21 protein-coding genes are annotated in these 20,065 nt (G+C 63.2%); 6 read left to right on the forward strand and 15 right to left on the reverse strand.

The window, feature by feature from the left end:
- Positions 1-40: 40 nt before the first annotated feature.
- Positions 41-607, forward strand: coding sequence for a methyltransferase family protein (locus tag NKI06_RS18150; RefSeq protein WP_023668240.1), 567 nt, complete (start codon positions 41-43; stop codon positions 605-607).
- On the opposite strand, the gene NKI06_RS18155 is transcribed toward NKI06_RS18150, so the two are convergent.
- The 5 genes from NKI06_RS18155 to ettA form a co-directional block, all read right to left on the reverse strand.
- Complete coding sequence (locus tag NKI06_RS18155) at positions 608-1,729, reverse strand: beta-ketoacyl-ACP synthase III (RefSeq protein WP_023668239.1); 1,122 nt, start codon at positions 1,727-1,729, stop codon at positions 608-610.
- A gap of 131 nt (positions 1,730-1,860) precedes the next feature.
- On the reverse strand, positions 1,861-2,649 hold the full coding sequence (gene tam, locus NKI06_RS18160) for a trans-aconitate 2-methyltransferase (RefSeq protein ID WP_023690849.1): 789 nt from the start codon (positions 2,647-2,649) through the stop codon (positions 1,861-1,863).
- Positions 2,646-2,948 (reverse strand): type II toxin-antitoxin system RelE family toxin, encoded by a 303-nt coding sequence (locus NKI06_RS18165; RefSeq protein ID WP_352986488.1) that lies wholly within the window; start codon positions 2,946-2,948, stop codon positions 2,646-2,648. The genes tam and NKI06_RS18165 overlap by 4 nt, the downstream gene beginning before the upstream one ends.
- Positions 2,908-3,168 carry a DUF6290 family protein gene (locus tag NKI06_RS18170; protein ID WP_031194871.1) on the reverse strand — a complete coding sequence of 87 codons (261 nt, stop codon included), beginning with the start codon at positions 3,166-3,168 and terminating at the stop codon, positions 2,908-2,910. Before NKI06_RS18170 ends, NKI06_RS18165 begins: the two co-directional genes overlap by 41 nt.
- 50 nt (positions 3,169-3,218) lie before the next feature.
- Complete coding sequence (gene ettA, locus NKI06_RS18175) at positions 3,219-4,868, reverse strand: energy-dependent translational throttle protein EttA (protein ID WP_023668235.1); 1,650 nt, start codon at positions 4,866-4,868, stop codon at positions 3,219-3,221.
- A 234-nt stretch (positions 4,869-5,102) separates the two neighbouring features.
- Between ettA and NKI06_RS18180 the strand changes: the two genes are divergently transcribed.
- Positions 5,103-6,389: a GGDEF domain-containing protein gene (locus NKI06_RS18180; RefSeq protein WP_023753074.1), complete on the forward strand. Its 1,287-nt coding sequence runs from the start codon at positions 5,103-5,105 to the stop codon at positions 6,387-6,389.
- Between the two features lie 5 nt (positions 6,390-6,394).
- Here the strand turns inward: NKI06_RS18180 and NKI06_RS18185 are convergent, their stop codons facing one another.
- From NKI06_RS18185 to NKI06_RS18200, 4 genes are all read right to left on the reverse strand, one after another.
- Positions 6,395-7,009 (reverse strand): hypothetical protein, encoded by a 615-nt coding sequence (locus NKI06_RS18185; protein WP_031194875.1) that lies wholly within the window; start codon positions 7,007-7,009, stop codon positions 6,395-6,397.
- Between the two features lie 70 nt (positions 7,010-7,079).
- Entirely contained in the window at positions 7,080-8,087 is a 1,008-nt protein-coding gene (locus NKI06_RS18190) for a ribonuclease T2 family protein (RefSeq protein ID WP_023753075.1), read from the reverse strand.
- Positions 8,088-8,185: 98 nt separating this feature from the next.
- Positions 8,186-8,608, reverse strand: coding sequence for a MarR family winged helix-turn-helix transcriptional regulator (locus NKI06_RS18195; RefSeq protein WP_245267064.1), 423 nt, complete (start codon positions 8,606-8,608; stop codon positions 8,186-8,188).
- Between the two features lie 23 nt (positions 8,609-8,631).
- Positions 8,632-9,513: an alpha/beta fold hydrolase gene (locus NKI06_RS18200; RefSeq protein WP_023741717.1), complete on the reverse strand. Its 882-nt coding sequence runs from the start codon at positions 9,511-9,513 to the stop codon at positions 8,632-8,634.
- Positions 9,514-9,646: 133 nt separating this feature from the next.
- Between NKI06_RS18200 and NKI06_RS18205 the strand changes: the two genes are divergently transcribed.
- The 3 genes from NKI06_RS18205 (at position 9,647) to NKI06_RS18215 (ending at position 13,483) form a co-directional block, all read left to right on the forward strand.
- Positions 9,647-10,579, forward strand: a complete 933-nt coding sequence (locus NKI06_RS18205) for an alpha/beta fold hydrolase (RefSeq protein ID WP_023741718.1) — start codon at positions 9,647-9,649, stop codon at positions 10,577-10,579.
- Between the two features lie 82 nt (positions 10,580-10,661).
- Complete coding sequence (locus NKI06_RS18210; RefSeq protein WP_352986492.1) at positions 10,662-11,837, forward strand: CaiB/BaiF CoA transferase family protein; 1,176 nt, start codon at positions 10,662-10,664, stop codon at positions 11,835-11,837.
- Positions 11,834-13,483 carry a thiamine pyrophosphate-binding protein gene (locus NKI06_RS18215; protein WP_352986494.1) on the forward strand — a complete coding sequence of 550 codons (1,650 nt, stop codon included), beginning with the start codon at positions 11,834-11,836 and terminating at the stop codon, positions 13,481-13,483. Before NKI06_RS18210 ends, NKI06_RS18215 begins: the two co-directional genes overlap by 4 nt.
- Positions 13,484-13,699: 216 nt before the next feature.
- Here NKI06_RS18215 and NKI06_RS18220 read toward each other — a convergent pair whose 3' ends face one another.
- Entirely contained in the window at positions 13,700-14,983 is a 1,284-nt protein-coding gene (locus NKI06_RS18220) for a cystathionine gamma-synthase family protein (RefSeq protein ID WP_023739888.1), read from the reverse strand.
- A gap of 121 nt (positions 14,984-15,104) precedes the next feature.
- Between NKI06_RS18220 and NKI06_RS18225 the strand changes: the two genes are divergently transcribed.
- The gene (locus NKI06_RS18225; RefSeq protein WP_023682177.1) at positions 15,105-15,563 is read left to right on the forward strand and encodes an Lrp/AsnC family transcriptional regulator; all 459 of its coding nucleotides are present in this window, start codon (positions 15,105-15,107) and stop codon (positions 15,561-15,563) included.
- A gap of 48 nt (positions 15,564-15,611) precedes the next feature.
- Here the strand turns inward: NKI06_RS18225 and NKI06_RS18230 are convergent, their stop codons facing one another.
- Genes NKI06_RS18230 through NKI06_RS18250 form a run of 5 tightly spaced genes read right to left on the reverse strand, consistent with a single transcriptional unit; the run spans position 15,612 to position 19,969 of the window.
- Complete coding sequence (locus NKI06_RS18230; protein WP_023668223.1) at positions 15,612-16,583, reverse strand: ABC transporter substrate-binding protein; 972 nt, start codon at positions 16,581-16,583, stop codon at positions 15,612-15,614.
- A gap of 38 nt (positions 16,584-16,621) precedes the next feature.
- A complete protein-coding gene (locus tag NKI06_RS18235; RefSeq protein WP_352803556.1) occupies positions 16,622-17,776 on the reverse strand; it encodes an ABC transporter permease in 1,155 nt (384 codons plus the stop codon).
- Entirely contained in the window at positions 17,773-18,651 is an 879-nt protein-coding gene (locus NKI06_RS18240) for an ABC transporter permease (protein WP_023668221.1), read from the reverse strand. The genes NKI06_RS18235 and NKI06_RS18240 overlap by 4 nt, the downstream gene beginning before the upstream one ends.
- Positions 18,652-19,212, reverse strand: coding sequence for an endonuclease domain-containing protein (locus NKI06_RS18245; RefSeq protein WP_502897960.1), 561 nt, complete (start codon positions 19,210-19,212; stop codon positions 18,652-18,654).
- Positions 19,178-19,969, reverse strand: a complete 792-nt coding sequence (locus NKI06_RS18250; RefSeq protein WP_023687997.1) for an ABC transporter ATP-binding protein — start codon at positions 19,967-19,969, stop codon at positions 19,178-19,180. The genes NKI06_RS18245 and NKI06_RS18250 overlap by 35 nt, the downstream gene beginning before the upstream one ends.
- Between the last annotated feature and the right edge of the window lie 96 nt (positions 19,970-20,065).

Here is a 20,065-nt window from a genome sequence, read left to right on the forward strand (position 1 = left end):
TGCACCGGCCTCATGGTGAGACAAGTCTGCGGAGGTTTCCATGCGTCCCGGGACTGCAATCGCGCTGCTTTGGCTGATCTGGGTCGTGTCCTGGTTTCTAGCCGCCTTCTGGGCCGACCCGGCGAAAAAGCGTGCCGGCATCCAGGAGGAGCTTCGCTATCGCGCTTTGTGGTTGATCGGCGCGGTGCTGCTGTTCATTCCCGCGCATGGCTATGCCGGCCGGCTGCGATTCTGGTTTCCGACCCTTGCCGAAGCGTGGATCTGCGCAGGGCTTGTTGCCGTTGGCCTGTTGTTCGCCTGGTGGGCGCGGTTGCATCTCGGCCGTCTCTGGTCGGCTTCGGTGACGGCCAAGGCCGAGCACCGTGTCGTCGACACCGGTCCCTACAGAATGGTCCGCCACCCGATCTATACCGGACTGCTTCTGGCGATGCTTGCCACAATGGCGGCCAAAGGCACGGTCTGGGGAATCGCCGGCGCGATTCTTCTCACCATCGGCATCGTCATGAAGGCAAGGCTGGAGGAACGCTTTCTGCGCGGAGAACTCGGCAACGCCTATGATGACTATGCCCGCAGCGTACCGATGCTGGTGCCGTTCATGCCGGCCTGATTACAGCATCCGCAAAAGCGCGCCACCGATCGAATAGCCGGCGCCGAAGGCGCACAGCACGCCGAAATCGCCGGGCTTCATGTCGGCGTGGTTTTCCGACAGCGCGATGATGGCGCCAGCGCCGGCGGTGTTGCCGAGCCGCTCCAGCACCATCGGCGCGCGGTCATGGTCGACCTCGTGGCCGAAGGCCAGTTTCAGGATCATGGCGTTCATTCGCGCATTGGCCTGATGCAGCCAGAATCGCCTGATGGCTTGCGGCGTCAGCCCGTGCTCGGCGAGGAATTCGACAATGAATTTGTGGCCGGCGACGGTGACTTCCTTGAACACCTTGTTGCCGACCTGTTTGATCAGATTGCCTTCGAGGTTGATCATGTAAGGATCGTCCTGGGCGGTGCGGGTGTGATAGCCCAGATTGGTGCGGATATTGTTCGACATCTGCGTCCAGGTGCGCGTGTCCAGCACCTCGAAACGCCCCGGCCGCCTCTCGCCCTCGCCCAGCCCCTCGACCACCATCGCCACCGATGCATCGCCGAAGATGAAATGCGTCTGCCGGTCGCGGAAATTGAGATGGCCGGTGATGATCTCCGGCGTGACCACCAGCACGCGCTTGTGCGCGCCCGCCCGGACCAGATTGGCCGCAATGTGCAAGGCGGCCGCGGCCGATGAACAACCAAGCCCCATGTCGAAGCCGGCGCCCTTGGTGCCCAGCGCCTCCTGCATTTCGATGGCGATCGCCGGATAGGGCCGTTGCTGGTGCGAGGCCGAGCAGATCACCAGGTCGATGTCGGACGGCTTCAGGCCGGCATGGTCGAGCGCCTTCCGGGCCGCGGCCACTCCAAACTCGGCCTGCAGCGACAGCGCATCATCGGGCCGCGCCGGAATGCGCGGCGCCATGCGGGTCGGATCGAGAATGCCTTCGCGCTCGATCACATGGCGGGTCTGGACGCCCGAGGCATGGACGATGAAGGCGCTGTCGGATTTCTGCAGCAGCGTCTCATCCGTGCCTTGCCGGCGCGCATTCTCGGTGTCGACCCAGGCGTTGAAGCTGGCGACCAGTTCTTCATTGGTGATCTTGGCTTCAGGGATTTCAACGCCAATGCCGCTGATGATGACGCGATGCATATCCAGTCCGTCCATGCGCAGGCGTTGTCGTTCTCATGTGAACGACCAGGGGGCGCGACACAACACTTTTCTCACCCCACCGGTTTACGCCGGCTTAAACCACAGGCTGTGGCCGGATGTCATCGGGAGTGCTAGCCGGCCCGCTTGGCGACGATGAAAATGCGCGGGAAGCGCAGCAGCACCTTGCCGTTTGCGGTCTTCGGATAGGCCTTGGCGATTTTGGCCGTGTAGCTGTCGAGGAAGATTTTGCGCTCGCCGGCGTCCAGCGGATCGAGGAAAGGCTTCAGCCCCGTCGACTTCACCCATTCGACGATCGCCTCGGCGTCGGTCAGCGGATGATTGTAGGCCGTATGCCAGATATCCACCCGGTCGGAGAGCGGCGACAAGAGATCATAATAGAACGACACCGCCGGCAGCGGTCCGCGCGCAGCACCTGCCATCTTGGCGGCGAACGGCATTTCGGCGGCCGTCTCGCGCATCACCTGATGCGACGGCTCAAGCAGATTGTCGGGCATCTGGACGGCGAGCGCGCCACCGGGGGCGAGAAAGCCCATCAGCCGCTGGAACACTACCGGGTGGGTGGGCAGCCACTGGAATACCGCGTTGGCGAAGATGACGTTGACCGGCTCGGCCGGTCGCCATGTCGAGACATCGGCGAGGTCGAAATTGACGCTGGGCAGGCGCGCCTTCGCCTTCTCGATCATGTCGGGAGAGGTGTCGAAGCCGCTGATATCAGCATCCGGCCAGCGCTCGACCAGCAGCTCGGTCGAATTACCCGGGCCGCAGCCGATGTCGACCACCCGGCGCGGGAAATCCACCGGCACCTGCGCAACAAGATCGCGCGCGGGCCGCGTCCGCTCATCCTCGAATTTCAGATATTGGGCGGCGGACCAGTCAGGTTTTGCGGCTGTGCTGTTCATCGATAAACCTCACGACGGTTGCCAACCTCCACGACCAGCACGACAAGCCGGCTGTCCTGGAACTGAGTAATGATCCTGTGGTCACCGACACGAAACCGCCAAGCTTCTTCCTTTGTGCCCGTCAGGCGCTTGGCAAGGGCTCTCGGATTGGGATGCGCTGAAACTCTCTGATTCAGGAACTCCAGGATGCGCCGTTGATCTTTCGTCGAAAGCCGTTCGATGTCTTTCTCGGCGCGCGGCGTGAACTCGACACGCCGGTCATTCAGCGGCAGGCTTCTTGCGACGCTCCTCGGCTTCACGACGTTCGAGCTTCCGGATCACTTCATCCAGCGGAATGCGCACACCGTCATCATCTCTCAGGCGTTCGTCCGCAATTGCGGCGTCGTGCCAATCTTCGATGGCCTCGAGGATCGCTTCGGCTGCAACCTGGTCGGCGGTGCGACCGCTGGCCTTGGCCATTTCGGCCAGCAGTTTCTCGGCTTTTTGCGGCAGTTTGACTGTGATCATGGACGACTCCATCCGATCAATTTAGGTCAAACGCACACCGCCTGCAACGGATCGCCGCAGCCCTACCGCGTCAGCCTCTTGTACGTCATCCTGTGCGGGTTGACGGCCTCGGGGCCGAGCCGGCGGATCTTGTCCTGCTCATAATCCTCGAAATTGCCCTCGAACCATTCGACATGACTGTCACCTTCAAAGGCCAGGATGTGGGTGGCCAGACGGTCGAGGAACATACGATCGTGCGAGATGATGACGGCGCAGCCGCCAAAGTTTTCCAGCGCGTCTTCGAGCGCCGCCAGCGTTTCCGTGTCAAGGTCGTTGGTCGGTTCGTCGAGCAGCAGCACATTGCCGCCGGTCTTCAGCATCTTTGCCAAATGCACGCGATTGCGCTGGCCGCCGGAGAGGTTGCCGACCTTCTGCTGCTGGTCCCCACCACGGAAGTTGAACGACGCGCAATAGGCGCGCGTGTTGGCCTCGAACTTGCCGAGCTTGACCACTTCTGCGCCGCCGGAAATCTCCTCCCACACCGTCTTTGACGGATCGAGCGCATCGCGGCTCTGATCGACATAGCCGAGCTTGACCGTCTCGCCGACGCGGACAGAGCCGGCATCCGGGGTTTCCTGGCCGGTGATCATGCGGAACAGCGTCGTCTTGCCGGCGCCGTTCGGCCCGATAACGCCAACGATGCCGCCCGGCGGCAGTTTGAATTCCAGACCCTCGATCAACAGCGTGTCGCCAAAGCCCTTCGACAAGCCTTCCGCCTCGATCACCACATTGCCGAGCCGCTCGCCATGCGGAATGACGATCTGCGTATCGCTCGGACGCCGCTTGTCGGCTGCATCCAGCAGGTCCTGGAACGCCTGGATACGCGCCTTGGACTTGGTCTGGCGGGCTTTCGGGCTGGACTGGATCCACTCGCGTTCGCGACCGATGGCGCGCTGGCGGGCGTCGTCCTCGCGACCTTCCTGCTTGAGGCGCTTGGCCTTGGCTTCGAGGTACTTGGTGTAGTTGCCCTCATAGGGGATGCCGCGGCCGCGATCGAGCTCGAGAATCCATCCGGTGACATTGTCGAGGAAATAGCGATCGTGGGTGATGATCATCACCGCGCCGGGATAGGCGCGCAGGTGTTTTTCCAGCCACGCCGTGGTCTCGGCGTCGAGATGGTTGGTCGGTTCATCGAGCAGCAAGAGGTCGGGCTGACGCAGCAGCAGCTGGCAGAGCGCGACGCGGCGGCGCTCACCGCCCGAAAGCTTGGTGACCTCGGAATCCTTGGGCGGGCAGCCCAGCGCTTCCATCGCCATCTCGACCTGCTGTTCGAGATCCCACAGGTTTAACCGGTCCATCTCGTCCTGGAGCTTGGCCGACTCGTCAGCCGTCTCGTCGGAGTAGTTCATCATCAATTCGTTGTAGCGCTCGATGATGGCGGTCTTGGCGGCGACGCCTTCCATGATGTTCTCGAACACCGTCTTGTTGGCATCGAGCGCCGGCTCCTGCGCGAGATAGCCTACGGTGGCGCCTTCGGCGAGCCAGGCTTCGCCGTTCCACTCCTTGTCGAGCCCGGCCATGATCTTGAGGATCGTCGACTTGCCCGAGCCGTTGGGGCCGAGGATGCCGATCTTGGCGTCGGGATAGAAGGAGAGATGGACATTCTCAAGCACCTTCTTGGTGCCATAGGCCTTGTTGAGGCCGGCCATGTGATAGATGAACTGGCGTGCCACGCGCGCTTTCCTTGATGATTGACCGAAATGTCGGATTGAATGGAGGTTGGCCGCTATGTAGGCGATGCCGGGCCGAACGGCAATCGCTTTTGCCATTTCAAGCCGGGTGTACACCGCACGTTAAGTTTTCCGCCGGTTGTAGGGAGCGTTGAAATCCCCGGTTAACCCTTCAGCGTCAAAACAGGATCGATCGCTGACCTGTCGCGATCGAAAGTAAAGATCGGACCGAAGGTAGTGCTGAACAGTTTCCTGCTCCTTGCCGAAGCGGTCGTCTACTTCAGCGTCATGGTCACGCTGTTCCGCTTCAGGGATCGCATCGGCCTCGGCGTCTTCGTATGCGCGCTGGGCGCCATGCATTTCCTCGAAACCTATCTCGCCAGCGTCTTCTATGTCGCCCTGCCCTTCGGCATGGTCTCGCCAGGCTCGGCGGTGCTGTTTTCCGGCAAGCTGGTGATGCTGCTTCTCCTCTACATGAAGGAAGATGCGGCCACGGTGCGCCAGCCGATCTATGGCCTTTTGCTCGGCAACGCTTTGATGATCGGGCTGGTCCTGATCCTGCGCCTGCACGATATTTCAGCCTTTTCCGACGGCAAGCTTCCCGATATCGGCTTCATCGACCAGATGGGCTGGCTGATGGTGTGGGGCACGACGCTGCTCTTCATCGACGCCATCCTGATCATCCTGCTTTACGAAAAGCTCGGGCGTTATCTACGCAGGGCGCCGTTCTCCCGCATCCTGATTTGCGTCGCCTGCGTGCTCACCTTCGACCAGGCCGGATTTTTCAGCGCCCTGCATTTCGTCGCCGGCGCGCCGATTGCGGTCTTCTTCGGCGGCTGGTTCGCCAAGATGGGTGCCGCTTTTGCCTACAGCGCCATGCTTGTCGCCTACCTCAGATGGTTCGAAACGCGTCAGGTCGTGGCACCACGTGGGTTGTCCGACGTCTTCGACACCTTGACCTATCGCGAGCGCTACGAAGCCCTGGTCGAACATGTCGGCCGCGACGGCCTCACCGGCCTGTTGCACAGGGGACGCTTTGACAGCGACGGCGAACGTCTGGTCGCTGTCAGCCTGCGCACTGCCCAACCGCTCAGCCTGCTGATCGTCGACGTCGACCATTTCAAGTCGATCAACGATCGCTTCGGCCATGCCGAGGGCGACAGGGTGCTGAGATCGATCGCCCAGGTGCTGACCCAGGCGGCCGGCGCACAAGATCAGGTTTTCAGGATCGGCGGCGAGGAGTTCGCCATCCTTTGCTCGCAGCCGCATGCGGTCGCCAGGTTGCTCGGAGAAAACCTCCGCCAGGCCGTCAAAGCGTGCGTAAACCGGTTCGACATCAGCGTCAGCGCCGGCATCGCCACTGTCGATGAGACCGTAGGCTCGCTTGCCGATCTCTTCGCCCTTGCCGACGAGCGTCTCTACAGGGCCAAGTCCACCGGGCGTGACCGCGTCGTCGGCGAAGCGCATGACGATGCCGAAGACCTAACTGCGTGGACATTGCCCACGCGTGGCGTCAGCGGATAAGGCTGTCAGCTCCGCTTGCGCTGCTGCAACGCGCCGACCGCAACTGAAACGGCTATCAGCGCGATGGCCAGCCATTTCAGCACGGTGATGATCGGACTGGCATCGATGTCATAAGCGATGAACAACAGAATGCCGGGCACCAGCAGGCCGCACATGACCAGCATGATGCGGTTGATCTGCCAAGACACTTTTGCTGCCAGCGCTTCGTCACCGGCTTCGCCGACAAGACCGGCGCGCATCTCCCGGGAGATGGCCAACGCGCTCGACAGGCGCATGGAGATCGGCAAGCCAAGCCCGATTATGAGGAAGGCACACGCCGCCAGCAGAGCCGAGAATTTGAGCGCGCTGGTGTCGGCCGGCACCGGAAACAAAAGTGTCGCCAGCGGCAGGAAGACACAGACGATGCCGAGCGCGGCAATGGCGATGAAGATCGCGGCATTGACCCAAGTGAACAGCTGGTAGCGGCTTGCCCCGATCGGCGCGGCAAGCACGCGCATGCGCGCCCACTCGGCATCGGTATAGGAAAAGCCCGGCCATTCCATGCGGCCGTCTTTTATGGCGGTCATCCCCCTGGCCCAGAAAGCCAGCCGCGCCAGCGCGCCTGATGTCATGCCACTCATCGCCACCCCCGCCGAATGAAACACATCCAGACCATATCACCGCGTCACTGCCAAGCGGCAGACGGATATCCTACTGGAACCCGGCCGCATCGACCGAGCCCTTCGGACAGCCCGCCTTGGTCGTCGGCGCCGAGGCGAGCATGAGAGTGCTCAGCGAACTGTCGGGGCCGATCGGGCCGGTCAGGCCGAGCGTCAGCTCGCCGATCAGCCGCCTGCCGCTCGACGGATCGACCAGGCAGGAGACACGCACCCGCGCGCCCGCCCCGGCTCCGAAGGCGCTGTCGAAGGTGCTGCGGATCTGGTCCGAAGTCAGTTGCTTGCCGACGTTCCTGGTGAAGAGCTCGCGCACAGGCGAGGCATTCACCGCCCGCATCAGATTCAGCGCCTCGGCAAAATACTCCTGCTGGCTCTTGCCGTAGCAGGTGCCGTGCTTGATCCATTCATGCCGTTCGAGCTTGGAGGCGGTGCCAGGCATCACCTGGTCGAGTTCGGCGCGCGTATTGGCATCGAGGTTGACCGGCGGCAGGTCGGCCCAATGGGCCGGATTGTCATTGGCCTTGTCGCTCGCCGGCACCTGGCAATAGAAATTGCCGTTCGGTTGCGGCCACAGACCATGCAAGGTGAAATGCGACGCGTCGAAGCCGCCCGCCGTCTGCGCCTGGCATTCGGGCTTGCTCGACTTGGTTTCGCAGAAGGCCGGCTGCCAGCTCAGCGCGAAAACATATTCGGGTTTTCCCGAAGCCGCAGGCTTGCCCTGATCGGCGGGCGCGGCCGGCAGGGCGGCTGCGCTGCCGCCGGTGACATGACCGCAGCTGATCTTGACCCAGCGACGCTCAGGATCGGCGCCCGGCACGCGGATGAGGTAATGCGTCGGCGCATCCTTGTTGCCGGCCAGGAGGTCGTAGCTCTGTCCAGCCGTTGTCGCGATATTGCCGGGGTTCTTGCCGCTTTTGATTGCCTGCGTCGCCGGGCAAGCCGCATCGGCCACGAAGGAGCCGCTCATCTTCACATCGGCGCGCGCTAGGCCGACACCGGCCAGCGCCACCAACACCGCACCCCATATCGCCGATATCCGCATTCCAGCACTCCTAGCGTTTCATAGCGCAAGCTAGAAACGTGCGACATGTCAGAATTACGATTTCTTTCGTCCGCCGCAAAAAACAATCGCTCGGTCGATCAGACCCCGCCCTCCTCGACCCGCTTCGTCAACATACGCAGCAGATCAAGCGCTGTCTCGAGCGCGCGAGCCTCGATGCCCTCGCTGATGCGGTTGGCCCAGACATGCTGGCGCGTGCCGATATCCCGGATCGCGGCCCGGCCGGCATCGGTCATCGCCAGGAGCTTCGCGCGGCGGTGCGCCGGGTTGTCCGCATAGGCGGCAAGCCCTTCGGCGGCCAGAATGTCGGCAAGGCGCTGCACGCTCTGGCGGGCAAGCCCCATGTCGCGGGCAATGTCGGCCACCGATTTCGGCTCCTTCAGCACCGCGCCCAGAACCTGCCAGCGCGCCGCCGTCAACCCGGCAGGCTCGGCCAGCCGGTCGGCCGCGTCGAGAAACCCGCCATTCAGCCGGAACACGGCAAGCACCAGTTCGGTGAGCACATCTCCGGCTTCGGTCCTGCTTGTCATTTCTGGCCGGCCTCGATGGTGGAAACGAAAGTGTTGACGGCTTCAGCCACCGCCTCCGGGTTGTCAAGCATCACCCAATGGCCGGAACCGGCGACGGTTCTGTGGCCAATTCCGCTGCGCAGCCGAAACAGGGCCGCCGCATTGTCATTGGCCTCCGTGGCCAGCACGAAGATCGGCCCGCGATAGGCGTCGAGCGTCGGTTCGGGATTCCATTCCGCCAGCGCCTTGCCGACGCCTGCCCGAGCCGCCGGATCGACCACCGCCGCATCGGCGAGGACCTGTTTGCGGACATCTTCATTGGGGCCGGCGATCGAGGTGTAATAAGCGCTCAGGACACCGCCGCCGTTTGGCCCCGCCAGATCGCGCACGAACCCGTCGCGAATCTCTTTGGGCAGGGCGCGCGGATCGGTCGCCGGATCGACCAGCAGGATGCCGGCAACACGGTCGGCATGGCCGGCGGCATAGGCGAGCGCGGCCCCACTGCCGCCGCTATGTGCAACGAGGACAAACCGCTTCAGGCCGAACGCATCGGCCACCGCACCGATATCGTCGGCACGGCCGTCATAGCCGTAGTCGGCATCAGCTGCAGGCGCCGATGCGCCATGGCCGCGAAAATCGAAGGCGACCGCCTCACGGCCACCTGCGGTGAGCTGCATCACCCGGTTCCACTGTGTGGCGCGGCTGCAATCACCATGCGCGAACAGGATCGGCAGGCCGTCGCCGGATTTGATGTCGTAGCCGGCAAGCTGGCCCTGCGGGCCGGCAATGGTCTTCATGGTCATCTCCCTGGTCTGGCTGGAAGCAATGCCGGGCAGGAGCATTGCGGATGAAAGGCTCGCCAGCAGAAACGCGCGGCGCGAAACGGTTTTCATGGTCATGCTCCGATCCAATTGACAGTATGCTGTCATATAACCAAATTGACAGCAAGCTGTCAATAGTGGCCCCGGCTGATTTCGACCTCCCCTTGACGTCGGTCCCGCCGTCGCCCAACAGTCGCCGAGGGAGCGAGACATGGCATTTGACAAGCAGACGACGCTGGCCTCACCGACCGGGGCCACGCTCAACCTCTATGTGAAGCACGCGAGCGGCTCTCCACGGGCCGTCGTCCAGATTAACCATGGCTTGGCCGAACACGCCGCGCGCTATGCCCGCTTCGCCGATTACCTCAGCACCCGCGGCTTTCATGTCTACGTGCACGACCATCGCGGCCACGGCGCGACCAAGGCGCCCGACGCGCCGCTCGGCAGGTTCGCCGGCACAAGCGGCCCGGCCAAGGTGATCTCCGATGTCGACGCAGTCCACGATTTGATTGCGAAGGAGCAGCCCGGCCTGCCGGTCATCCTGTTCGGCCATTCGATGGGTGCGTCGGTGGCGCTCAACTACCTGCTGGCGCACTCGCCGCGCGTCCACGCCGCGGCGATCTGGAACGGCAATTTCTCACAAGGCCTGCTCGGCCGGCTTGCGCTCGCCATCCTCGCTTATGAGCGCTTCAGGCTCGGTTCCGATGTCCCCTCACGCATCTTGCCCAGGCTGACCTTCCAGGCCTGGGGCAAGGCGGTGCCCAGCCACAAGACGCCGTTCGACTGGCTGTCGCGCGACGAGGCTGAAGTGGCCAAGTACATTGCCGACCCGCTGTGCGGCTGGGATGCCTCGATCTCGATGTGGCGCGATGTCGTGGAGATGGCGCAGAAAGGCGGCAAGGATGCGGGCTTTGCCGGCATCAGGCGCGACCTGCCCGTCAGCATCGTCGGCGGCGAGAAGGATCCGGCCTCCGACTACGGCAAGGGCATCGACCATCTCGCCAAGCGCATGCGCGCGATGGGCTTTTCGAATCTGGTTTCAAAGGTTTACGCCGACACCCGCCACGAAAGCTTGAACGAGGTGAACCGCGACTCCGTCATGACCGATTTTGCCGCGTGGGCCGATAGTGTGTTGAAACGCTGACATCGCTGGCCCACCGCAAGGCCCGTGACAGCGGCATCCCGGGTTGATAGAGGCTGCGGTTCCGACCCGTTTTTGGTGATTTATGGCTGAACCTCCGCTGAAAGGCGTCCGCGTCGTCGAACTCGCCCGCATCCTGGCCGGCCCGTGGGCAGGACAATTGCTGGCCGATCTCGGCGCCGATGTCATCAAGGTCGAGAGCCCCGATGGCGGCGACGATACCCGCAAATGGGGTCCGCCCTTCGTCATGAGCCATGATGGCGAGAACCTGTCGGCCGCCTATTACCACTCCTGCAATCGCGGCAAGCGCTCCATCGCGGTCGATTTCTCGACGCCCGAAGGGGCCGAGACGGTGCGCCGGCTGGTTGCCACGGCCGACGTTCTGATCGAGAACTTCAAGTTCGGCGGCCTCAAGAAATACGGGCTCGATTACGAGAGCCTGAAGGCGATCAATCCAAAGCTCGTCTACTGCTCGATCACCGGCTTCGGCCAGGACGGGCCTTACGCCCCACGCGCCGGCTATGATTTCATCATCCAGGCCATGGCCGGCATGATGTCGATCACCGGCGAGGTCGGGCGCGAGCCGCAAAAGGCCGGCGTCGCTATCTCCGACATCTTCACCGGCCTTTACTCTGTGATCGCCATCCAGGCAGCGCTTCGCCATGCCGAAAAGACCGGCGGAGGCCAGCACATCGACATGGCGCTGTTCGACACGCAGATTTCCGCACTCGGCAACCAGAACCTCAACTATCTCGTCTCCGGCAAGGCGCCGGTGCAGATGGGCAATGCGCATATGAACATTGCGCCCTATGAGGTTGTCCCGGTCAGGGACGGCCACATCATCCTGGCGGTCGGCAATGACGGCCAGTTCGCCAAATTCTGCGCCGCCGTCGGGCTCGACCATCTCTCAGCGAATCCCGATTTCGCCACCAATCCGGCCCGCGTCGCCAACCGGGTGAAGTTGCGCGAGCACTTGATCGAGACGCTGAAGAATTGGGATCGCGACCCGCTGCTGGCCAAGCTCGAAGCGGCAAGCGTGCCGGCGAGCCCGATCAACAATATCGGCCAGATGTTTGCCGACCCGCAGACGATCGCACGCGGCATGCGCCTCGACCTCGACGATGGCCATGGCAATCGTCTGCCCTCGGTACGCGCGCCGATGGTGATGTCCGGCACACCGCTGGTCTATGAACGCCCTTCGCCGCGCCTTGGCGAACACACGCAAGAAATCCTTGCCGAACTGGAGAAGTCTGAACGATGAAGACCGGTGGACAACTGATTGTCGACGCACTCGAGGCGAACGGCACCGACCGCATCTTCTGCGTGCCCGGCGAATCCTATCTCGCGGTGCTCGACGCATTGCATGACTCGCCCATCCGCACCATTGTCTGCCGACAGGAAGGCGGCGCCGCCATGATGGCCGACTGCCAGGGGCGGCTGACGGGCAAGCCCGGCATCTGCTTCGTCACCCGCGGCCCCGGCGCCACCAATGCATCGGCCGGCATTCACATTGCCATGCAGGATTCGATACCCGTCATCCTGTTCATCGGCCAGGTCGCCAGCCACGCCAAGGAGCGCGAGGCTTTCCAGGAGGTCGACTACAAGCGCTTCTTCGGCGACATCGCCAAATGGGTGGTGGAGATCGACGATGCCGCGCGCATCCCCGAACTCGTCACCCGCGCCTTCGCCGTCGCGACATCGGGCCGCCCCGGCCCCGTGGTCATCTCGCTGCCGGAGGACATGCTGACCACTCTTGTCGACGCGCCCGCGGCCTTGCCGCACACGCCGGTCGAAACCCGGCCCGGCGAAGCCGAACTCGATGCTTTGGAAAAGCTTCTGGCCAAGGCCAAGCGCCCTTTCGTCATCCTCGGCGGCACACGCTGGGACGAGGAAGCGGTGGCACGCATGCGCACCATTGCCGAGGCCTGGTCGCTGCCGGTCGGCTGCTCCTTCCGCCGCCAGATGCTGTTCGACCATCTGCACCCGAACTATGCCGGCGATGTCGGCATCGGCATCAACCCGAAGCTGGCCACCGCCATCAAGCAGGCCGACCTGGTGCTGCTGATCGGCGGCCGCATGGGCGAGATGCCGTCCTCCGACTATACGCTGCTGAAGAGCCCTTACCCAGACCAGACGCTGGTCCATGTCCATGCCGATGCCGGCGAACTCGGCCGTGTCTACCGGCCGACCCTGGCGATCAACGCTGCGCCGTCAGCCTTCGTCGAAGCCTTCGCCAAGCGCAAGCCAACCTCCACGCCAGCCTGGGCGGATGAGACAGCGAAAGCACACGCTGCCTACCTCGACTGGTCGACGCCGCCTGAGACCGGCCCCGGCACGGTCCAGATGGGGCCGATCATGAACTATCTGGAAAAGGTTCTGCCCGACGACGCCATTTTCACCAACGGCGCCGGCAATTACGCCACCTGGGTGCACCGCTTCCACCGCTTCCGCCGCTTCGCCACCCAAGGCGCGCCGACCTCCGGTTCGATGGGTTATGGCACGCCGGCTGCGGTCGCCGCCAAGGCGCTCCATCCCGACCGCACCGTGCTGGCCTTTGCCGGCGACGGCTGCTTCCTGATGAACGGACAGGAATTCGCTACCGCCGTGCAATACGACCTGCCGATCATCGTCATCGTCGTCAACAACGGCATCTACGGCACCATCCGCATGCACCAGGAGCGCGACTATCCCGGCCGCGTCGTCGCCACCGATCTGAAGAACCCTGACTTTGCCGCTCTTGCCCGCGTCTATGGCGGCCACGGCGAGACGGTCGAGAACACGGCAGATTTTGCCCCTGCCTTCGAGCGGGCCCGCGCCAGCGGCAAGCCGGCGATCGTCGAGATAAGGCTCGACCCCGAGGCGATCACGCCGACGCGGACGATGACGCAGATCCGCGACAAAAGCTGAGTGCCGACAAAGGGTATAGGCCGAGTTCCGTCACACCCCCCTCTGTCCTGCCGGACATCTCCCCCTCAAGGGGGGAGATTGGATGTCACTTCGCCCTTCGCCAATCTCCAGCGTTGCAGACAGGGCGCTATGGTCAGAGCTGCTGATCTCCCCCCTTGAGGGGGAGATGTCCGGCAGGACAGAGGGGGGTGCTGTCCCGCCGACCTTCGTCATCAGTCAGACCGCTGCCAGCGCCTGCGTCAGGTCGGCGATCAAATCATCCGGATGCTCGACGCCGATCGACAGCCTGACCGTGGTCTCCAGCACGCCGATGCGCTGGCGCACGTCGAAGGGGATGCCGGAATGGGTCATGGCCGCCGGGTGGCTGGCGAGTGACTCCGTGCCGCCGAGGCTCACCGCCAGCTTGAATATTTGCAGCCCGTTGAGAAAGGCGAAGGCCGCCTTCTCTCCGCCTTTGATATCGAAAGAAAATGTCGAGCCGGCGCCGCTGCATTGCGCTTTGTAGGCCCGTCCCGCTGCCGTGTCCTCGCCCAGGAACGGCAGGTAATGCACCTTTTCCACCTTGGCGTGATCGCGCAGGAATTCAGCCACGAGCCGTGCATTGTCGTTGGCGCGCTCCATGCGGATCGACAGCGTCTCCAGCGAGCGGCCGAGCATCCAGCAGGAATGCGGGTCGAGTTGCGTGCCGATGGCGCCGCGCAGCGCCTTGATCGGCTTGGTCACCGCCTTGCTGCCCATGGCCGCCCCGGCGATCAGGTCGGAATGGCCGCCGACATATTTGGTCAGCGAATAGACGGAGACATCGGCGCCATGTTCGATCGGCCGCTGGAACACCGGGCCGAGCAGCGTGTTGTCGCAGACGATGATCGGCGTTGATCCTTGGCTTGCGCCGATCTCGTCGGCAATCTTCCTGATCAGCGCGATATCGACCAGGCTGTTGGTCGGATTTGACGGCGTCTCGATGAGGATGACCGAGACACGCCCCTTTGCCACCGCAGCATCCGCAGCCGAGCGCACCGCCTTCTCGTCGACGCCGTCGGCAAAGCCGACAGCGCCGATGCCGAAGCCGGACAGCGTGCGCGTCAAGAGCGTCTCGGTGCCGCCGTAAAGCGGCTGCGAATGCAGGATGACATCGCCCGGGCGGGCATAGGCGAGCAGCGTCGTGGCGATCGCCGACATGCCGGACGAGAACAGGATGCAGGCGTCCGTTCCCTCATAGACCGCCAGCCGGTCCTCGACGATCTCCGAGTTGGGGTGATTGAAGCGCGAATAGACCAGGCCGGACGCCGTGCCGCTCGGCGGCTCCTTGCGGCCGGATGTGTAGTCGAAGAAGTCGCGCCCCTCCTCCGCCGATTTGAACACGAAGGTCGAGGTCAGGAACACCGGCGGCTTGACGGCGCCTTCCGACAGTTGCGGATCGAAGCCATAGCTCAGCATCAACGTCTCGGGGTGGAGCTTGTGGTTGCCGATGTGGGTTTTCGACGGGCGCGGCGCGGTCATGGCTTTTCCTGCATTGGAGGAGTCTCGTGCGGCAATTTATGCGATCCCGGTCCGCCAGTCCTTGCTATTTTCGGCCTCGCATGGCTGCATTCCGGCAACAAATTGCCGAGCGAGAGCAAAAGTGCAGCAGAAGATAGCCGACGATTTCGACCGCAAGATCCTGCGCGAGCTGCAGGCCGACGCCCGCATCACCAACAATGAGCTGGCGGAGCGCATCGGCCTGTCGCCGTCGCCATGTTTGAGGAGGGTACGCCGGCTGGAGGAGGCCGGCATCATCAGGGGCTATACCACGCTGGTCGACCCGGCCGCCTTCGGGTGGAACATGGTCGCCATCGCCACCGTCCGGCTCAGCCGCCAGAACGAGGACGAGATCGTCATGTTCGAGGACGCCATCCGCGGTTGGGAGGAGGTGCTGGAATGCCACCTCGTCACCGGGTCGCGCGACTATGTGCTGAAGGTGGTGACCGGCAGCCTCGAACAGTACGAGCGCTTCATCAAGGAAAAGATCGCGCGGCTGAAATGCGTCGCTTCGATCGAGACCAGCTTCGTCATGAACACCATAAAGGAACGGCGCCTCTGACATTTGGTCAAAGGCACCGCTCTCGAGGTCGAAATTGCCTGGCCAGGCTTATTTGATCGCCTTGTCGGTGATGGCCGTGGTGTAGGCGCCGGTCGGCGCCTTGGTGATGATCTTCTGGTCGAGCAGCGCCTTGGCGGTGCGCTCGTAGGTCGCCGGGTCGAGCTTGCCGTCGGCATTGTCGATCAGCTTGGCGACTTCGCTCATCATCCGCTTCTGGTGGTTTTCGTCCTGGCCACCGCCGTCCATGACAATGCCCGCGGCCTCGTCATTGTTGTCGATGGCATATTTCCAGCCCTTCATCGAGGCGCGCACGAAACGCACCATCTTGTCTTCGAAAGCCGGATCCTTGAGCTTGTCTTCCGAGGCATAGAGCCCGTCCTCAAGCAGGTCGTTGCCCATCGCCGAGTAGTTGAACACGGTGAGCTGGTCCGGCTTGTAGCCGGCATCGATCAGCTGCCAGTACTCGTTGTAGGTCATGACCGAAATGCAATCCGCCTGCTTCTGGATCAGCGGCTGCACGTCGAAGCTCTGCTTCAAAACCGTGACGCCATCCGGGCCGCCTTCGGTCTTCAGGCCGAGCTTGTTCATCCAGGCGTAGAAAGGATATTCGTTGCCGAAGAACCAGACGCCGAGCGTGTGACCCTTGAAATCGGCTTCGGTCTTGATCGGGCCGTCCTTCGGGCAGACCAGCTCCATACCGGCCTTCTTGAACGGCTGGGCGATGTTGACCAGCGGCACGCCCTTTTCGCGCGCGGCGAGCGCCCCACCCATCCAGTCTACGATGACGTCGGCGCCACCGCCGGCGATCACCTGCTCGGGTGCGATATCGGGACCGCCCGGCTTGATGTCGACGTCGAGGCCTTCGGCTTCATAAAAACCCTTGGCCTTGGCGACATAGTAGCCGGCAAACTGCGCCTGCGTGACCCATTTCAGCTGCAAGGTCACCTTGTCGGCGGCCATTGCCTGGAACGCGCCCAGCGACATCGCGCCGGCCAGCATCGGAATGATCAGTCTTTTCATGTTTTTACCCTCTGAAGTTAACACCCGAACCCACCGCCCTATCCACCACGGACAGAGGGATGCCAAAACGTGACGGCTCTCTCGACGAGAGCGACCACGCCATAAAAGACCGAACCCGCCAGTGCTGCAACTGCGATTTCGGCCCAGACCATATCGATGTTCATCCGCCCGACCTCGGTCGAGATGCGAAAGCCCATGCCGACCACAGGCGTGCCGAAGAACTCGGCGACGATGGCGCCGATCAGCGCCAGCGTCGAGTTGATCTTCAGCGCGTTGAAGATGAAGGGCGCTGCCGCCGGCAGCCGGAGCTTCAAGAGTGTTGGCCAGTAGCCCGACGCATAGGTGCGCATCAAATCGCGCTCCATATGGCCGGAGGCGGCAAGACCGGCAACCGTGTTCACCAGCATTGGGAAGAAGGTCATGATGATGACGACCGCGGCCTTGGACGGCCAGTCGAAGCCGAACCACATCACCATGATCGGCGCCACACCGATGATCGGCAGCGCCGAGACCATATTGCCGATCGGCAGCAGACCGCGGCGCAGGAACGGCACGCGGTCGGCCGCAATCGCCACCAGGAAGCCGGCGCCGCTGCCGATGACATAACCGAAGATCACCGCCTTGAAGATGGTCTGCCTGATATCGGCGCCGAGCACCGGCAGGGAACTGGCGATGCGCACACCGATGGCGCTCGGCGGCGGCAAAAGGATGAAGGGAATGCCGGCGCCACGCGTCACCGCTTCCCAAATGATCAGGATCCAGGCGCCGAAGATCGCCGGGATGATGAGGCGCAGCGCCATCCGCGCCCCTTTTGCCATCGGGCGAAGCCCCGACAGCACCGCCACACAGCGCCAGGCCAGCAGCCAGGCAGCGGCGAGCAGCAGGAAATAAGGCGCCATTGCCGTGCCTTCGAACCCTGTAATGCCCGAGATCAGCATCCAGGCGACAAGGTGAGCGCCGATAAACAGCACCGCAGCCTCGGCCACCGCCGAAATTCTGATCATCGAGATCAGCCCCGCCAGCACGGCCAGGCCGATCATCGGGGTCTTTATACCGAAATAGGGGTAGTCGAAACTTGCCGTCGGGTCTGCAAGGGTGGCCGCTTCCGGCTTCGACATCGCGCCGAGCGCGACGGCGACGAGGCACAGCGCAATGGCCAGCACGGCTTGCCAGGAGGGCTTCAGCCAGTTCATGCCGGCCTCCCGCCCATCGCGCGGTCAACGAGGCGCCCGGCTATGCCGACCACCATGACCAGAAGGGCCGCCACCACCGAGCCCGCCACAAGGGCGGACCAGATGTCGATGGACTGGCTGTAATAGGCGCCTGCCAAAAGCTTGGCGCCGATGCCGGCGACAGCACCGGTCGGCAGTTCGCCGACAATGGCGCCGACCAGGCTCGCCGCCACCGCCACCTTCATCGAGGTGAACAGGAACGGCACCGAGGCCGGCACCCGCAGCTTCCAGAAGGTCTGCGAGACACTGGCATTGTAGGTGTGCATCAGGTCGAGATGCATGAGTTCGGGCGAGCGCAGGCCCTTCACCATGCCAACCGTCACCGGGAAGAACGACAGGTAGGTCGAGATCATCGCCTTTGGGATCAGACCGCTGATGCCGATCGCCCCCAGCACGACGATGATCATCGGCGCCACCGCCAGAATGGGAATCGTCTGGGAGGCGATGATCCACGGCATCAGGCTGCGGTCGAGCGTCGCCACATGCACGATGCCAACCGCGATGACGATGCCGAGCGCCGTGCCGAAGGCAAAGCCGAGCAACGTCGACGACAGGGTCACCCAAGCATTGTAGACGAGGCTTCGGCTCGATGTGATGGGCCGCAGGAAGGTGTTCTCGAAGAAGTTCACCGCCACCTGATGCGGCGCCGGCAGCGTCGGCTTGGGCTGCGACAGCGTCTTGCCGATGAATTCGACGGTGTCGTGGGTTTCCCCGGCGCGCCGGTCGAGGTCGCGCTGGAAGGGCGCGTTTAGGATGACGGCGAAGACATACCAGAGCACCACCACGCCCAGGAGGATGGAGGTCACGGGGATGAGTTTTTCGCGGAAGGTGTCCATCTATCGCGCCTCGCCAGCGGGGCGCCCTCCTCTCCCCAACGGGGAGAGGGTGGCCGGAGCGAAGCGGAGGTCGGGTGAGGGGGTAGAAATCTTTCCGTCGAGACAAGCCAAGATCGTATCCAGGACCGCTCGGCGCTCAGCCAAAACTTCGTGATTCCAGAAGCGCAGAACCGAATAACCTTGTCCGTTCAGCCAGGCTGTCCTGGCGGGATCGGTCAGTGAATCCGCGTGTTGGCTGCCATCAAGTTCGACAATCAGCCCCTGCTCGCGGCAGACGAAGTCCGCGATGAAAGGTCCGAGCGGCACTTGCCGCACATATTTGTAGCCGTTGAGATGACGTCCTCTCAATTCCCCCCAAAGCCGGTATTCAGCTTCGGTCTCGTCAAACCGCAGCTTTCGGGCGCGAGCGGTTGCCCCGACATTTCTCTTGGTCGGATCCGTCGGCGCCGCCCCCTCACCCGACCTCCGCTTCGCTCCGGCCACCCTCTCCCCGTTGGGGAGAGGAGCCAGCCGGTCGTTCGCCCCCTCAATCATCATAGCTGTGCCCTGCCCGCAACCCATCGCGCACGCGGGCCGCGATCGCCAAAAACTCCGGTGTCTCGCGGATGTCCAGTGGCCGCTCCTTTGGCAGCGTCGATTCGATGATGTCGGTAACCCGACCTGGGCGCGGCGACATGACGACGATGCGCGTCGACAGATACACCGCCTCGGGGATGGAATGGGTGACGAAGCAGATCGTCTTGTTGGTGCGCGCCCACAATTCCAGAAGCTGTTCATTGAGATGATCGCGCACGATCTCGTCCAGCGCGCCGAAGGGCTCGTCCATCAGCAACAGGTCGGCGTCGAAGGCGAGCGCGCGGGCGATCGAAGCGCGCTGCTGCATGCCGCCGGAAAGCTGCCAGGGGTATTTCTTCTCGAAGCCGGAGAGGTTGACGAGCTCCATCGTGCGCTTGATGCGCTCGGCCTGCTCCGCTCTCGAAAGGCCGATGATCTCCAGCGGCAGCGCCACGTTACGCTCGATCGTGCGCCACGGGAAAAGGGCTGCCGCCTGGAAGACGTAGCCATAAGCGCGTTTCTCGCGCGCCTGTTCCGGCGTCATGCCGTTGACCGAGATCGTGCCCGATGTCGGTTTTTCCAGATCGGCGATGACGCGCAGCAAGGTGGTCTTGCCGCAGCCCGATGGGCCGATGAAGGAGACGAACTCGCCCTTGCCGATGGTCAGGTCGACATTGGAGAGCGCCTCTACCGGACCGTCATTGGTCTGAAAGGTAAGGCCAAGTCTGCTTGCCGAGACGACGGCTGGCGATTGTCCCGTCATCGCTTGCTGCCTGCCTCTCGCAGCCGCCCAGAATGAAATGCCGTTGCATTCGCGTTGATGTTGCTTTCCACTCGTCCAATCCCACCCAATCGACGC

The organism is Mesorhizobium sp. M0772, from assembly GCF_040320135.1.
GTDB lineage: Bacteria > Pseudomonadota > Alphaproteobacteria > Rhizobiales > Rhizobiaceae > Mesorhizobium.